The sequence below is a fragment of the Massilia sp. NBRC 108631 genome, from assembly GCF_059704565.1.
The window spans coordinates 15,748-30,325 of record NZ_BAAKJE010000252.1 but is presented as its reverse complement, the minus strand read 5'-3'; the positions used below and the strand labels follow the sequence as shown (position 1 = coordinate 30,325).

Here is a 14,578-nt window from a genome sequence, read left to right as displayed (position 1 = left end):
TGAGGGGGCTTACTTCTTCATCGGCGCATACTCCTGAATGGGCGCTGCCCGAAAAATGGGCAGCGCACGCATTTTAGCGCAGCTTCAGGGCGGTGGCAATATCGGACCAGGCCACGTACTTGAAGTTTTGCGGACCGTCGGGCAGGCGCTTGTAGCCGTCCTGCACCACCAGCATGCCCTCGCTGTAGGCGCCGCCAAGGTTGGCGGAGCTGACATCCAGGCCGTCCGTTTCGGAAGCGCCGTCGATGCCGGCCGCCACGTTCAGGCCGATGCGGAAGCTGCCGCGCACCTTGTGCGGTGCAGCCGCATCAAGCACCACATAGCTGTTGCTGCCCTGGCTGGACACCACCAAGTAGCTCGCTTGCGCACCGTGGTAGAGCGACAGGCCTTCCACGTCGGCGGTCAGCACGCCGCCAACCGGCAGCACCATGCGCATGGCCGAGCCCTGGTCTGCAGCTGCCGGCAGTGTCCATACGCCGCGCTTTTCCTCGCCCACGTACAGGCGCCCGCTGCGGTCGTCGGCTACGCAGCCTTCGGGTTGGCTGGCGACCTTGAAGCTGCGCAGCAGGGTGCTGGTGTAGGCGCCGTCCTTGCGGCCGATGCGGTAGTGCTGGAACGTGCCGTCCTTGTCGTTGACGAAGGCTTCCAGGCCGCCGCCGGCCGGCTGGTAGACGCAGATGCCGTAGATTTTCTCCAGGCCGGTCTGGAACCTCGCGGTTTCGGCGACCGCGCCGCTGCCGTCTATCGTGAACAGCACAATGCTGTTGTCGTCGCGCTGGGTGGCCAGTGCCAGGTCGTGACGGGCGCCGTCCAGCAGCACATTCTGGCGCAGGTCCACGTTGTTCAGGCGGCCCGATTCCAGCAACTGGGTCTGCCTGCCGTGCATGTCGTAGACCAGCAAGCCTTGCTTCTTGTTGGTGCCCAGTACGCGCGAGGCGGACGGATCGGATGGATGGACCCAGATGGCCGGGTCGTCCGCAGCGTCGCCCAGGCGCGCCATGGGTTCGGTCTGGGCACGGGGCAGGACGACCGCAGGCGAGGCGGCGGGCGCGGTGGCTGCCGCAGCGTTGCCCGCAGCGGTGGCGGCACTGCCGGCTGCGAGGCCGCGTTGCGCAGCCAGTCCGGCCGGGACGGCGTGCCATTGCTTCGCATCCTCGTCGTTCAGCAGCAGTTCGGTGCGCGCGCCGCTGCTGCGGCTGGCCAGCGTGCGGCCGTAGGCGGCCGCCTTCAGCACGCGCGGCGCTTGCGCCTGCCAGGCGCCGTTGCGCAGGCTGAACAGGTTCAGCGTCTTGCCCTTGGCGTCCAGCATGGCCAGCCCGCCCGGCAGCAGCGCCAGTGCGCCGGCGCCGCCGGGCAGCTTGCCGTACGGCGGGCGCAGCGCCAGCGCATGGCGCTCGCCCACGCTGGCCGCGCCTTCCGCATCGGCGTTGTAGGCCCACAAGCCCATGCCGGACTCGCTGACGAACAGTGTGCCGGTGGCGTCGTCCGCGCGGCAATGGCGCACGTGCGTCGGCAAAGCGAGCCTGCGCACCAGTTTGCGTTCGGCGCCGTCCAGCAGCCACTGTTCGCCCTGGCCGTCCTTGGCGATCAGGAACTGGTAGCTGAGCTGCTGGGCGTCGCGGTACAGGCAGGCCGCTTCGGGTGCGAAGGCTGGCGCCGGGAAGGGCGCCTGCACGCGCAGCGTGCCCGCTTTCAGGTCCGCGTCGATGGCGACGGTGCGCTCGGTGTTCGAGTCGACCAGCGTGGCGAGCACGCCGCCGGGCTGGCTGCGGGTGTCCAGCTGCTTGCCGCGCACCGCATGGCGGGCGCGTTCGGCGCCATTGGCATCCAGCAGGCGCAGGGCGTTCTTGTCGAGCGCCAGCCAGCCGCCGTCCGGCAGCGCGGCCAGCTCCGTGGCCGCCGCGATGGCAGCCAGGGAGCCTGCCGAGGCAGGCGAGCCGGCCGGGCCGATCGACGCGGTGGTTGCAACGCCGGCCGGCAGGCCGGCTGCGGTGGCGCCGGCTGCTGCGGCGGTGCCGGCGAAGGCGGCGAATGCCGCCGTGATGATTGCTTGGGTCTTCATATCAGAACAGGCTGGCTTTCAGGGTGATTTTATAGGTGCGGCCATACTGCTCGTACTGCGCGTTATGGTTCTTGACGCCTTGGTAGACGTAGTACTTCTCGTTGTTCAGGTTGGACGCCTCGAACTGCAGCTGCAGCTGCTTGCTGATCTGGTATGCGAAAGACAGGTCGAGCTGCTTCTGGCTGTCGACGATGCGGTCCTGCGCCGGGTTCAGGATGTCGCCCATTTCAAGCAGGTACTCGGACTTGTAGTTCAGCGCCAGGCGGGTGCTGACCGGACCCTGTTCGTACCCCAGCATCACATTCATCACGCGGTCCGACTGGCCCGGCATGGAGATGCTGCGCGACAGGACCTTGCCGGCCTTGGTGTCGAAGCGCGCCACGTTGGCCCTGGAGTCGCTCAGGCTCGCGTTCACACCCGCCAGCAGGCGGTTGAAAGGCGCCGGGAGCATGCGCAGCGGCTGGGTCCAGGCCAGTTCGATGCCCTTCACGCTGGCCTTGTCGCCGTTGGCGTAGGAAGTGGCCGACGAGTAGCCCGCCCACTGGCCGGTACCGGCCAGGTTGGTGGTGTAGGTGAAGTTCTTGATCTCCTTGTGGAAGGCATAGGCCGACACCGTGCCGTCGGTGCCGAGGATGCGTTCCACGCCCAAGTCCAGGTTGCGCGCCTGCAGCGGGGCCAGGTCCGGGTTGCCGATGGTGGCTTCGGTGGCGCTGGCCAGGCTCACGCCCGGCGCCAGCTGGCTGAAGTTGGCGCGCACCACGGCCTTGGTGACGGCGGCGCGGACGCTGGTGTGCTCGTCGGCGTCGTAGCGCGCTTGCAGCGACGGCAGCCAGTTGGTGTAGGAGCGCTCGCGCTGCAACGGGGTGATGACGGAGCCGTTGACCTGGGAGCCGGCCGCGTCGAAGCTGGTGTGCTCGGCGCGCACGCCGGCCAGCACGCGCCAGGCGTCCCAGGCCAGCGTGTTCTGTACGTAGGCCGAGTCGATGTCCTCTTTCATGCGGAAATCGTTGATGGCCGATTCCGCAGCGAGGCGCGCCGCATTGCGGTCCAGGCCGGCGACACGGGCGCGCACGGCGGAAGGATCGATGGCCGTGCCGATGCGGCCCAGCTTGTAGTCCAGTTCATCGGCGCCCACGAAGGCGGCCAGGGCGGTGGGGCCGGCGCCCCAGTAGTTGGCGCTGCTGGCCTTGCTGCTGTTGTAGGTCCACTGGTTGGTGTCATTGGCCTTCTCGCGGCGGCTGGTCTTGGCGCCAAACTTCAGCGTCGAGCGCATCTCGCCGACAGGGAAGGCGTGCGACAGGTCGAAGCGCGCATGGCGTTCCTTGTCTTCCGAATAGCGCTGCTGCAGCGTGATGGCGTTCAGGCTGTAGCTGGCGGCGTCGTAGACGCCGGCCGGCGCGGCGAGCTGCGGCTTGGCGCCGTCCTTGAAACCGATGCCGGCAAAGTTGGCGTTGCCGCGGAAGCGCGCGTCATTGATCGATTCCGGCGTGTCTTCGTTGGCGCGGCTGGCGCCGCCTTCCACGTTCAGCTGCCAGTCGCCGAACTTCTGTTCGGTGCCCAGCACGGTGGAGCGGATCTCTTGCGTGTACTTGCGCTGGCGCAGGCGGCGCTCGGCGCGGGCGCTGGCGGTAGCGCCTTCGGTGAGGCTGCCGCCGGCGATATTGCTGATGGTGAGGCGGTCGCGCACCTCGTCGTCGCTGAAGCGGCTCAGCAGGTTGCGCATGAACCAGCTGCTGCCCGCTGCCGGGCGGTAGTCCAGGTTGATGGCGGCGGCGCGGCGCTCGCGCACCGGCAGGTAGTCGCGGAATTCGACGCCGCCCAGCTTGTCGCCGTCCCAGGCGCCCCCGGTTTCCACGTTGTCGGAGCCGAACTTGCGCTTCTCGCCGCTCAGGCCCACGGCCACGCCCAGGTGGCCGTCCATGAAGCGCTGCGCCCACAGCAGGCCGGCGCTGGGGCTGGTCTGCGCCGTGTTCTGGTCGCGGCTGGCCGCTGCGCTGAGCGACAGCACCTTGCCCGGCAGGTCGAAGGCGGACAGCGATTTCACTTCCACGGTGGCGCCCAGGGAGTTGGCGTCCATGTCCGGGGTCAGGGTCTTGCTCACTTCCAGCGAGCGGATCAGGCCCGCCGGCAGGATGTCGAGGGCCACGGCGCGCCGGCCCGCTTCTGGCGAGGGCACCAGCGCGCCGTTGATGGTGACGGCGTTCAGGTCCGGCCCCAGGCCGCGCACCGTGATGTAACGGCCTTCACCCTGGTCGCGCTGCACCGACACGCCCGGCAGGCGCGCCAGTGCCTCGGCGGCGTTCTTGTCCGGCAGGCCGCCGATGTCGTCGCTGCTGACGACGCTGATAATGTTGTCGGCCTTGTCCTGCGCGGCGATGGATTTGCGCAGGCTGGCTTGCTGGCCGGTGATGACGACGACGCCCGCCATGGAGGAGGATTCGGCCACCTGGGCGTGCACGCCCATGGAGGTCAGCATGGCCAGCACGCCCATGCTGAGGGCGGACAGGCGGAAGGTTGGCGCGGTTGGCTTGTGCATGGTTTTTTTCGTTGGTTGAAATGATGAGGTAACGCCGGGCATTCTAGAAAGGCAATATGTCGCTTCTGTTACAAAGCGGGTGCGGCGCGTGAGCCGTTTGCACCTCCCCCCGTTGCCAGGGGCGCCTTCCCGGGGCGGTCATGCCCTTGTCATAAAGCGCCGCTATGCTGCGGCCATGCTAAAACTGCACCGCCCCTATCTGATACTGTCGGCCGCCGGCTTGCTGCTGTTCCCCGTGATCTATGCGGTCATGGGCGAGGCCAGGCCGCCGGCGCAATGGAAATGGCTGGATATCCTTTGCGAAGGCGGCACGTCCGCCATGGCGGGCATCTGGCTGCTGATTACCCTGAGCAGCCGGCCGGGCGGCTTGGTGACGCGCCTGCTGGCGCTGGGCTTGGCGGCCATCATGCTGGGTTCGTGGGCGGATTGCCTGGATGAGTTCTTCCATGTCGCCAAGGACCAGCTGTGGGACAACTGGCTGGAGGCGTTGATGCCGCTGGGGATGCTGACACTCACGGGCGGCATGTATTACTGGCGCCAGGAACAGTTCAGCCTGAATGAACACTTGCAGAAACGCGAACGGCTGTTCCGCGACCATCGCGCCTTCGACCGTGTAACCCAGCTGGCCGGCGCCGACTACCTGCGCGCCCAGATAAGGCTGGAGCACGCGCGCGCCCCGGGCAATCCATGCGCGCTAGTGCTGCTGGACATAGACGGCTTCCACAGAATCAACCGTGAACACGGCCAGCGCGAGGGCGACCGGGTGCTGCAGGCAGTGGGCCACATGCTGCTGCTTAACCTGCGCAACGAGGATTTGTTGTGCCGCTACGCGGGCGACCGTTACGCCATCCTGTTGCCCGGCATGGTGCAGGCGCAGGCGCGCGAACTGGCCGAGCACTTGTGCAGCATGGTGGGCCGGATGCGCCACGCGTCGCCCGCCGGACAGATCGCGGTGGGACTGCGCCACGCCTGCACGCTGGCCGAAGGCGAGCCCGAGGCCTTGCTGGCCGAGCTGGGCAAGGCGGTCGACTTGGCGCCTGCAGCCGCAGGCGGCGGACACGGCCTGGCCGCGGCGTGATCGTCTACCACGGCGCCGGCGATGCGGTGATCCCTGCGCGGCACCAGCCGTGGCAGGTGCTGGACTACGCTGCCAGCCGCGATGCGGCGCTGCCGGCGCTGTGGCGCGGCAGCGGGCTGGATGGGCCGGATCTGCCGCCTGCGGAACTGCGCCTGACGCCGCAGCAGTATCTGCAGCTGCTGCAGAACGCCGCGCGCGTGCTCGGTAGCGCCGATACCGCCTTCATGCTGGGCCAGCAGATGCTGCCGGGCGACTACGGTCCGGCCAGCGCCGCGCTGCTGCGCGCCGGCAGCCTGCGCGAAGCCTTGCAGATCCTGGCGGCCGGCCAGTGCCTGCTGTCGCCGCTGCTTTGCCCGCGTTTTCGCGAGGAGGGCGCACTGACTGCGCTGTACTGGACCGACAGTTACGGCGCGCCCGGCCAGTTGCCCTTCCTGGCCGAGATGCACATGACGGCGCTGGCGTCCATGTGCCGCTGGCTGGGCGGCGAGCGCCTGCCCTGGCGCTTCTGTTTCAACCGCACGCGGCCGCGCTACACCGAACAGCACGAAGTGCACCTCGGCGCCGACCTGCGTTTCGACTGCCACCTCGACGCCATGCTGATCGACACCGCGTGGCTGGACCGTCCATGGCCGGCGGCCGCCCCCGCGCCGGCGCCGCCGGTCATGCCGGCCTGGGCCGCCGCCACATCGCCCAGCCTGCTGACCGTGCTGTACGACTACCTGCTGGCGCGCGTGCGCGCCGCGCCGACGCTGGAACAGACTGCGGCGGACTTCGCCGTCAGTCCGGCCACGCTGAAGCGCCACCTGGCGCGCCACCACACGCACTTCCAGGCCGAACTGGACCAGGTACGCACCCACGTCGCCTTATACCTGTTCCAGACCCGCCGCGCCGACAACGACGCCGTGGCCCGGCACCTGGGCTTCCACGACGCCACCAATTTCCGCCGCTCCTTCAAGCGCTGGACCGGCCAGACGCCAGGCCTGCTGCGCGAAGCGCTGCTCTCCGGCGCCAACTAAATCGCGCGGCGCCATTGTACAATTGGCGTCCAACAGACCCATGATCATCGATGCGACTACGTACCCACTATTGGTTGCTTGCTTCCTCCATTGTGCTGCCGGTGGCCGTATTTTGCAGCATCGCCCTCGACATGCTGCTCACGGCGCAGCGCGCGTCGGCGATGCGGCACATCGAGGAAAGCGCCCGCGCCGCCACGCTGGAAATCGACGCTGAAATCCGCCGCGCGCAGTCGGTGCTGCGGGTGCTGGCCAATTCCCATTCCCTCGCTTCCGGCGACATGCAGCGCTTTCACCAGGAGGCCGGCGCCGCCAATGCCGGCCACGGCGGCTGGATCATCCTGTACGACCGCAGCGGCCAGCAGCTGGTCAATACCCGGCTGTCGTACGACGCCAGGCTGCCGCTGCGGCCCGATCCCGAGGTCGTGGCGCAGCAACTCGACAGCGGCACCGGGGTGGTGTCGGGCATGAAATGGGGCCTGGACCTGAAACGGGTGTTCGTCACGGTCGAATTGCCCATCACCACGGCGGCCGGCGACCGGCGCGTGATTTCGCAGGCGTTCACGCCATCCTATTTTGCGCGCAGTTTCCACGCGCGCACCATCCCCGCAAGCTGGAAGGTCAGCGTCATCGACAGCACCGGCGTCATCATCGCCGAGCGCGGCCAGGAAGACGATCCGGCGCGCGTGCGCATCGCGCCCGATGTGCTGGCGCGGGTGCAGGCCGCGCCGGATGGCACGCTGCGCCACGCCAGTGCCCAGGGCACCGAAGTCTATTCGTATTTCGTGCGCTCGGCGCTGTCCGGCTGGGCGGTGGTGGTATCGGCGCCGGTGGCGGAAATCAATGCGGCGGTGCTGCGCGGGATGTCGGTGGCCATTGCCGGTTTTGTCATTGCCATCGGTTCGGCGCTGGCGCTCGGCATCCATACCGGACGCCGGCTGGTGCGCTTTGTGTCGGGCGCCTCCCGCGCGGCGCGCGCCCTGGGCGGCAGCCTGCCGGTGTCCGGCCTGCGCCATTCGAGTATCCGGGAAATGGAAGCGCTGAACGACGCCATCCGCGACGCCGACGCCCGCCTGCGCGCTGAAATGGTGAGCCGCGCCAGCGTGGAGGCGGAACGCAACGAATTGCTGGTGCGCGAGCGCGCCGCGCGCGAACACGCGGAGCAGCAGAACGCGGCCAAGGATGAATTCCTGGCCATGCTGGGCCACGAGCTGCGCAACCCCCTGAGCGCTATCACCAGCGCGGTGGCCCTGCTCGACATGGGCAGCCAGGCCGGCGCGCCGCCGCAGGCAGGCCAGCGGGTGCGCGAGGTACTGCGGCGCCAGACTGCCCACCTGACGTCGCTGGTGGATGACCTGCTGGAGGTGAACCGGGCGCTGATGGGCAAGCTGGCGCTGAGCAAGCGCCAGATCGACCTGGCCGATGCGGCGCGCGGCTGCGTCGAAACGCTGCAGGCCGGCGGGCGGCTGGAGCAGCACCGCATCGAACTGCACGCCGAGCCGGCCCCGGTGCTGGGCGACGCGACCCGGCTGGCGCAAGTGATCGACAACATTCTCGACAACGCGCTGAAATACAGCCCCGCAGGATCTTCCATCGCCATCCGCGTAACGCAGGAAGACGGCATGGCGCAGCTGACGGTGCGCGACCAGGGCGTGGGCATTCCGGCGCAACTCCTGCCGCACGTGTTCAAGGTGTTCGTGCAGGGCGAACAGACCTTGCAGCGCGCGCAGGGCGGGCTGGGCATAGGCTTGACGCTGGTGCAGCGGCTGGTGGAAATGCACGGTGGGACGATAGGCATCGCCAGCGCAGGGCCCGGACAGGGCACCTGCGTGACCGTGCGGTTGCCTGTCGCCGACGCTGCCGGCCCGGCGCACATGGCGGCGGCAACCGGCCCGCTGACGGCTACAAGTTGAAGAGCTGGCTGTAGATGCGCGCGGCCATCAGGCCTGCCGGCGTGTGCTGCAGCGATGGCGCCAGCAGGCGCGCCAGCGTGGCCATGGCTTCCTCTTTGCTGTCCGACGCTGCCAGGCGTGCTTCCAGCAGGCGCAGCTCGCAGCCTATCGATTCCCATGCGTGTTCGTCGGCCGGAAAGTGGTGGCGGATAACCGGACGGTCCGTGCGCACGCGCGGCGCGGTTTCGGCGGTGGCCAGCTGGCCGGTCCGTTGCGCCGCATCGTGGCCGGCGCTGGATGAGCCATGCTGCGCGGCCGCCGACGCCGGCGCTGCTGTTGACGATGCCGCCGCTTGCGTGCGCCCCTGGCTGGAAGCCGGCCTGGCGCCGGCGCGGTCCGGCACAGCGTCCGGCGGCAGCACCGGTTCGGCCGGCTCCCGCTGCGGCGCGCTCTGGACCTTGGCCGGCTGTATTGCGGCTGACGGGGCTGCGCCGCCATGCTGCGTTCCGGCAGGCTGGCTGTCCGGCGCTTCGGCCGCCAGCGGCGCCGCGGCGTCGCTGGCCGCAGGCAGCGGCAGGTGCGCCGCCAGCGCATGCAGACGGTAGCCGTCTGCCACGCGGCGGTAGAAGGCGGCCGGGTCGCCGACCCGGGCCATTACGCCGCGCAGGGTGAGCAGGGCGGAAGGGCCGCTGCCCGCCGCCACGGCGGCGGCGGCAAACGCATCCGCGTTCAAGCCCAGTTCCGTCAGTTCGTGACGCGCCACCAGCAGTTCCGCCGACGGCTGCTGCCGCGACAGGTTGTAGCCGATCAATTCCGGCAGGAAGTCGTCACCGTTGTGTGCAAGCGACAGTTCCAGCGCTGCGCTGCGGTAGTTGCCCAGCGGGATGCCGGCATCGGCATTGCCGGCGCCGCCCGCCTGCAGGTCGCGGTACAGCAAGTAGCGGTTGCGGTCCGGCACGCCATTGCCCAGTTGCTCCAGATAGCTCGCAATCATGGGCTGGAAGTCGACATCGTCCCAGCGTTCCACCACGCCGTACAGCGAAGCGCCGTCCGCCAGCCGGGCCGGCGCGGCCAGGCGCAAGAACTGGCGCGCCTGCGCCTGCGTGGCGAAGTGGCGGCGCGGCGCGCCGAATTCGCGCGCTACCTGGTAGCGGTGGTAGGCGTCGGTGACGCTTTGCGCGTGATGGCTGATCCAGCCGGCCAGTTCGTCATAACGTGCAGGCAGGCAGGCAGCCTGGCCGGCTGCGGTGTCGAGCTGGCTGCGCAGGAATAGCGCGGCGTCGGCGGCGCGCAGCGAGTCGCCAGCTTCGGACAGGGCGGCGTAGATGCGCCTCGATGCTTCGGGGGAGGTGGTGGCTACGGGATTCTGCATGACTTGTCTCGCTCAGCTATCAGTTTTTTCCAGTATGCAAAATTGTCGCTTGCATGCGTAGCAGTGATTGTCCCGCCACTCTGTAAGACTAGACTGACAACGCGAAAAAGCCACCCCGAAAAGCCACTCGGCAAGCCAGCCCCCTCGGGATTCAAAACTTGGTAAACTGGCTTTCGTCCAGGGTGCTGGCGGGCGCCAGGGCCGCCGCCGGGCCGGGGCGCTGCGGGCGCGGCTTGGCCGATTTCACCGAACGCACATTGGAACGCGCCGGCTGCTCCTCGCTGGCGTAGCGCTTGAACAGCGCCATCAGATGCGCCAGGTGGTCGGCCTGCGAACTCATCTCTTCCGAGGTGGCGGCCAGTTGTTCCGAGCTGGCGGCGTTGGTCTGGGTGGCCTGGCTGAGCTGGCCCACGGCGGCATTGATCTGGCCCACGCCTGCCGACTGCTCTTCGGATGCGGCGGCGATTTCCTGCACCAGATCCGAGGTGCGGCGGATGTTCGGCACCATGGCGTCCAGCAGCACGCCGGCCTGTTCGGCCAGGTCGACGCTGTTGGCCGCCACTTCGCCGATCTCCTGCGCCGCCACCTGGCTGCGCTCGGCCAGCTTGCGCACCTCGGCCGCGACCACCGCGAAGCCCTTGCCGTGCTCGTGCGCGCGGGCCGCCTCGATGGCGGCGTTCAGGGCCAGCAGATTGGTCTGGTAGGCGATATCGTCGATGATGCTGACCTTTTTGGCGATCTGGCGCATGGCCGCCGCCGTGGCTTTCACCACGTCGCCGCCCTTGGCCGCTTCCTGCGCCGCCTTGGTGGCTATGCCGTCGGTGATGCGGGCGTTCTCCGCGTTCTGGGTGATGGAAGCGGTCATCTGTTCGATGGAGGCGCTGGTTTCCTCCACGCTGGCGGCCTGCTCGCTGGAGGCCTGCGACAGCGATTGGGCCGTGGCGCTGACCTCGGTGGAGGCGCTGGCCAGCGCGCCGGTGACTTGCTGGATGTCGCGCACGATGCTGCTCAGGCTGCGTGAAATCCACACCGCCAGCAGGCAGCCCAGCACGGCGATCACCACCGCGAAGGACAGGATCCACAGCTTGGCCTGCCGGGCGATGCCGGTCATCTCGGCCGATTCGGCCTTGGTCTCGGCGGCATTGACCTCGCGCAAGCGGGCGCTGGCGCTGGCGATGCCGGCGTCCGCCCCCTTCACGGCCTTGTCCAGGTCCGCCACCGTGGCGCCTTTTTCGCGCAGCGCCTCCAGGTGCGCCATCTGCTGGCCGTATTCCTTGGTGGAGGCCAGGATTTCATTCAGCAAGCCTTGCTCTTCGCGCGACACCTCGCCGCCGGCCAGGTAGCTGTTGGCGGCCTTGTCGATCTCGGCCATTTCGGTGCGGAATTTGGCGGCATAGTCGCCGCCGCGCAGCACATAGTTCTTGAAGCTGTGCGTGGCGCGCCCATGCGCCGCGGCGATGGACATGACAGCGTCCTTGCGCGCCAGCGTCACGCTCTCGATATTGTTCCAGCGTCCCAGCAGGGCGCTCAGGCTGGCAAAAGCCGTCAAGCCCAGCAGTACGACCAGGATCACGATACCGCCCAGTCCAACATGCAGCCGGGTCTCCATTTTCATGTGCTTCAGCATGGCTTTTCCTCCTGACGGCGCGGGCCGCTAAGAAGGACATTGTGCCGCAATCGGCACGCACAATTGTCACCAAATCCCACAATGCCGCATTTACCTCAGCTTTGTTCCGCATCCACAACATAGCAGTCCCGGCCGTTGCGCTTGGCCTCGTACAGCGCCCGGTCGGCGCGCGCGATCAGGCTGGACGCTGTCTCGCCCACGCCTTCGCCGCCGCCCTTGTACAAGGCCACGCCTATGCTGGTGGTCACTTGCATCGGTGAACCATTGACCGTGAACGGGGTGCGCACGGCGGCCACGATCTTGGCCGCCAGCTGCGCCGCTTCGCCGCCCTGGTCCACGTTCTCGAGCACGATGATGAACTCGTCCCCGGCCAGGCGCGCCACCAGGTCGACCGCCCGCACCGACTGGATCAGGCGGCTGGCGAACTCTTTCAGCACGTCGTCGCCGGCGCCGTGGCCCAGGCTGTCGTTGATGGCCTTGAAGTGGTCGATGTCGAGGTAAGCCAGCGCCATGCGGCGCGCCAGGCGCTGGCTGCGCGCCATGGCTTGCTGCAAAACCTCCTCGAATTTGCGGCGGTTGGCGATGCCGGTCAGCGCATCGACCCGGGCCAGCTCGATCAGCTGCTGTTCCACCGCCTTGATGCGGCTCATGTCCTGCGTCAGCGCGTACACGCCGGCCACGCTGCCGTCGGCCCGTACATCCGGCACGAAAGTGGTTTCCAGCGTGCGCAGGTCGCCGTGCAGGCGGGCGCGGTGTTCGAAGCAGACGCGCTGGCCGGCGAAGGCGCGCGCCAGCTGGGGCAGGGTTTTGCCGTAGGCGGCCGCCCCCATCACCTCGCGCAGCGGCCGGCCGGCCAGGCTGGCCGGGTCCAGGCCCAGCCAGTGCTGGAAAGTGGCGTTGCCGAAGCGCAGGGCGTGCCCGCGGTCTATATACGAGATCAGCGCGGGCAGGTGGTCGGTGATCAGTTGCAGGCGTTGCTCGCTGGCGGCCTGGGTCAGCTCGGCGTTGCGGCGCTGGGTGATGTCCATCGACATCGCGTAAATGCCCTGCACCTGGCCGGCGGCGTCCACGTCCGGCACCAGGTCGGTCATCAGGTGCAGCGCGCGCCCCAATTGCACGCCGTCGCGTTCCTCATGCACGCGTTCGCCGCGCAGCGCAGCGTCCATCTTGTCCTTCCAGTTCAGGTAGACCGCCGGGCCGAACACTTCGCTGACCGACTTGCCCAGCATGGCGTCAGGGTCCATCCCCAGCAGCACCTGGTAGTGCTCGTTGGTGAAGCGGTAACGCAGGTCGCGGTCCAGATAGGCCACCAGCGCGGGCATGCTGTCGGCGATCATGCGCGCGCGGTGCTCGCTGGCGGCCAGCTGTTCCTCGTGCGCCACCCGCTCCGAGATGTCGTGCAGGAAGGCGGTGGCGATCATGCCGCTGTCGTGGCGCAAGCTGCCGATCGACAGCTCCACCGGGATCTCGTGGCCGTCGCGGTGCTGCGCCGCGATGCGGGTGCGTTGCAGCCGGCGCTGGCGCGGCAAGCCGTCCGGCGCGCTGCGGCCGGCGGCCAGGCGCATGATGCCCAGCGCGTGCGCGCTGCGCAGGCGGGGCGGCACGATCAGCTCGGCCACGTTGCGGCCCACGGCTTCGTCGCGGCGCCAGCCGAAGGTCTGCTCAGCCTGTGCGTTCCATTCGGTCACCGTGCCGTCGGGGCCGGTGCTGACGAAGGCGTCGGGTGCATGCTCGAGGATGCTGCGCACCAGGCTCTCGCTGGCCAGCACGCGCTCCTGGGTGGCGGCGCGCTCGGCGGTCAGCTGGTAGAACGCCTCGCTCAGCTCGCCGATTTCGTCCTGCCGCCCGGTGCGCAGCGACGCCAGGTCGGTGCCGCCCCGGCGCAGCAGCGCCACCTGCGAGCGCAGGCGCTCCAGCGGCGCCAGCAGGCGGTCGATGGCCAGCCAGGCGACCAGGCCGGCCACCGCCGCGAACACGCTGGCGGCCAGGATGGCCCGCTTGCGCAATTCAATCAGCGGGGCGAAAGCCTCGTCGGTGGGATAGCGGGCCGCCACGATCCAGTTGGTGGCCTTCAGGCGCTTATATGAATAGATGCCTTCGTTGCCGTCCTTGTTTTTCGCCTCGGTCCAGCCCTCGAAGCCGTTCAGCGCCATTTCCGTGGCGCGGTTGTAGCCGGGCCGGTCATTGATGTTGCGCAGCAGGCGCTCCGGCGTGGGGTGGTGCAGCAGGATGCCGCTGGCCGTCATGATGAACATGAAGCCGGTCTTGCCGGGCTTGAGGCCATTGATCGGGCCGAAGAAGTCGGACTGCTGCAAGTCGATGCCGGCTGCGATCACGTAGGCCACTTCGCCGCGCGGGTCCAGCACCGGCTGGGTCATCAGGACCACCGGGCGGCCCGACAGCCGGCTCAGGAAGGGCGCCGAGATCAAGCCGGCGCGGCTCTTGACGGTATTGTCGAAATAGGGCGCGCCGGCGGCGGAAAGACCTGCTTCCTTCAGGTCCGGACGCATGGTGGCGACCATTTTGCCGCTGCGGTCGAACGCCACCACGTTAAAGAATTCCGCGCCGACCGCAGGGCGGGCCAGCAGCAGCGCCTGCAGCGCGGCCGGGTCGCTGTGGATGCCGGGCGGCAGGCCTTCGGGCAGGGTGGAGAGCAGTGCGCGCTTGGCTTCCAGCTGTTCATCGACGTAGGAGGCGGCGGTCGACAGCACCGCATACTGCTGGGCGCCGATGACGGCCTTCATGTCGCGCTCGGCCAGCATCAGCGCGACAGTGGTGACGATGGTGGTGGCGGCCAGCACCAGCAGGATGACAACCGTGGTCATCCGGGATTTCAGGGTACGTGGCAGTAAGCCGGCTGGGGCCATGTCTTTGAGCAAGTCGTTCGGTAGCGTGGAGTATTGCACACCCGGCCCCGGCTAGCCACGGAATTTGGAACGAATGGCGCGCCGGCCGCACATGCCCTACAATTGCTGCACCGCATCTAAACAGAGCCCCG

8 protein-coding genes are annotated in these 14,578 nt (G+C 68.5%); 3 read left to right on the top strand and 5 right to left on the bottom strand.

Translation table 11 applies throughout. The features are described from left to right. Positions 1–73 precede the first annotated feature (73 nt). Together AC6H42_RS27500 and AC6H42_RS27495 are read right to left on the bottom strand one after the other, a co-directional pair. Positions 74–2,062 (bottom strand): phytase, encoded by a 1,989-nt coding sequence (locus AC6H42_RS27500; protein WP_497549404.1) that lies wholly within the window; start codon positions 2,060–2,062, stop codon positions 74–76. Between the two features lies 1 nt (position 2,063). After that, positions 2,064–4,598, bottom strand: a complete 2,535-nt coding sequence (locus AC6H42_RS27495; RefSeq protein WP_497549403.1) for a TonB-dependent receptor — start codon at positions 4,596–4,598, stop codon at positions 2,064–2,066. A gap of 175 nt (positions 4,599–4,773) precedes the next feature. On the opposite strand from AC6H42_RS27495, the gene AC6H42_RS27490 reads away from it, so the two are divergent. Genes AC6H42_RS27490 through AC6H42_RS27480 form a run of 3 tightly spaced genes read left to right on the top strand, consistent with a single transcriptional unit; the run spans position 4,774 to position 8,602 of the window. Further along, on the top strand, positions 4,774–5,676 hold the full coding sequence (locus AC6H42_RS27490; RefSeq protein WP_057156474.1) for a GGDEF domain-containing protein: 903 nt from the start codon (positions 4,774–4,776) through the stop codon (positions 5,674–5,676). Further along, positions 5,673–6,692 (top strand): AraC family transcriptional regulator, encoded by a 1,020-nt coding sequence (locus tag AC6H42_RS27485; protein ID WP_057156475.1) that lies wholly within the window; start codon positions 5,673–5,675, stop codon positions 6,690–6,692. Before AC6H42_RS27490 ends, AC6H42_RS27485 begins: the two co-directional genes overlap by 4 nt. Before the next feature lie 50 nt (positions 6,693–6,742). After that, positions 6,743–8,602 carry a sensor histidine kinase gene (locus AC6H42_RS27480; RefSeq protein ID WP_497549402.1) on the top strand — a complete coding sequence of 620 codons (1,860 nt, stop codon included), beginning with the start codon at positions 6,743–6,745 and terminating at the stop codon, positions 8,600–8,602. On the opposite strand, the gene AC6H42_RS27475 is transcribed toward AC6H42_RS27480, so the two are convergent. The 3 genes from AC6H42_RS27475 to AC6H42_RS27465 all read right to left on the bottom strand — a co-directional run bounded on the left by AC6H42_RS27475 (position 8,592) and on the right by AC6H42_RS27465 (position 14,405). Further along, a complete protein-coding gene (locus AC6H42_RS27475) occupies positions 8,592–9,953 on the bottom strand; it encodes a hypothetical protein (RefSeq protein WP_497549401.1) in 1,362 nt (453 codons plus the stop codon). The genes AC6H42_RS27480 and AC6H42_RS27475 overlap by 11 nt on opposite strands. Before the next feature lie 151 nt (positions 9,954–10,104). Next, the gene (locus AC6H42_RS27470; RefSeq protein ID WP_497549400.1) at positions 10,105–11,580 is read right to left on the bottom strand and encodes a methyl-accepting chemotaxis protein; all 1,476 of its coding nucleotides are present in this window, start codon (positions 11,578–11,580) and stop codon (positions 10,105–10,107) included. A 95-nt stretch (positions 11,581–11,675) separates the two neighbouring features. Then, complete coding sequence (locus AC6H42_RS27465; RefSeq protein ID WP_057156479.1) at positions 11,676–14,405, bottom strand: sensor domain-containing diguanylate cyclase; 2,730 nt, start codon at positions 14,403–14,405, stop codon at positions 11,676–11,678. Positions 14,406–14,578 lie beyond the last annotated feature (173 nt).

Excerpts from the sequence above, each read along its gene's own strand:
- AC6H42_RS27495 (WP_497549403.1), bottom strand. The coding sequence starts at position 4,598 with ATGCACAAGCCAACCGCGCCAACCTTCCGCCTGTCCGCCCTCAGCATG.
- AC6H42_RS27490 (WP_057156474.1), top strand. The coding sequence starts at position 4,774 with ATGCTAAAACTGCACCGCCCCTATCTGATACTGTCGGCCGCCGGCTTG.
- AC6H42_RS27475 (WP_497549401.1), bottom strand. The coding sequence starts at position 9,953 with ATGCAGAATCCCGTAGCCACCACCTCCCCCGAAGCATCGAGGCGCATC.
- AC6H42_RS27465 (WP_057156479.1), bottom strand. The coding sequence starts at position 14,405 with ATGACCACGGTTGTCATCCTGCTGGTGCTGGCCGCCACCACCATCGTC.
- AC6H42_RS27470 (WP_497549400.1), bottom strand. The coding sequence starts at position 11,580 with ATGCTGAAGCACATGAAAATGGAGACCCGGCTGCATGTTGGACTGGGC.
- AC6H42_RS27500 (WP_497549404.1), bottom strand. The coding sequence starts at position 2,062 with ATGAAGACCCAAGCAATCATCACGGCGGCATTCGCCGCCTTCGCCGGC.
- AC6H42_RS27480 (WP_497549402.1), top strand. The coding sequence starts at position 6,743 with ATGCGACTACGTACCCACTATTGGTTGCTTGCTTCCTCCATTGTGCTG.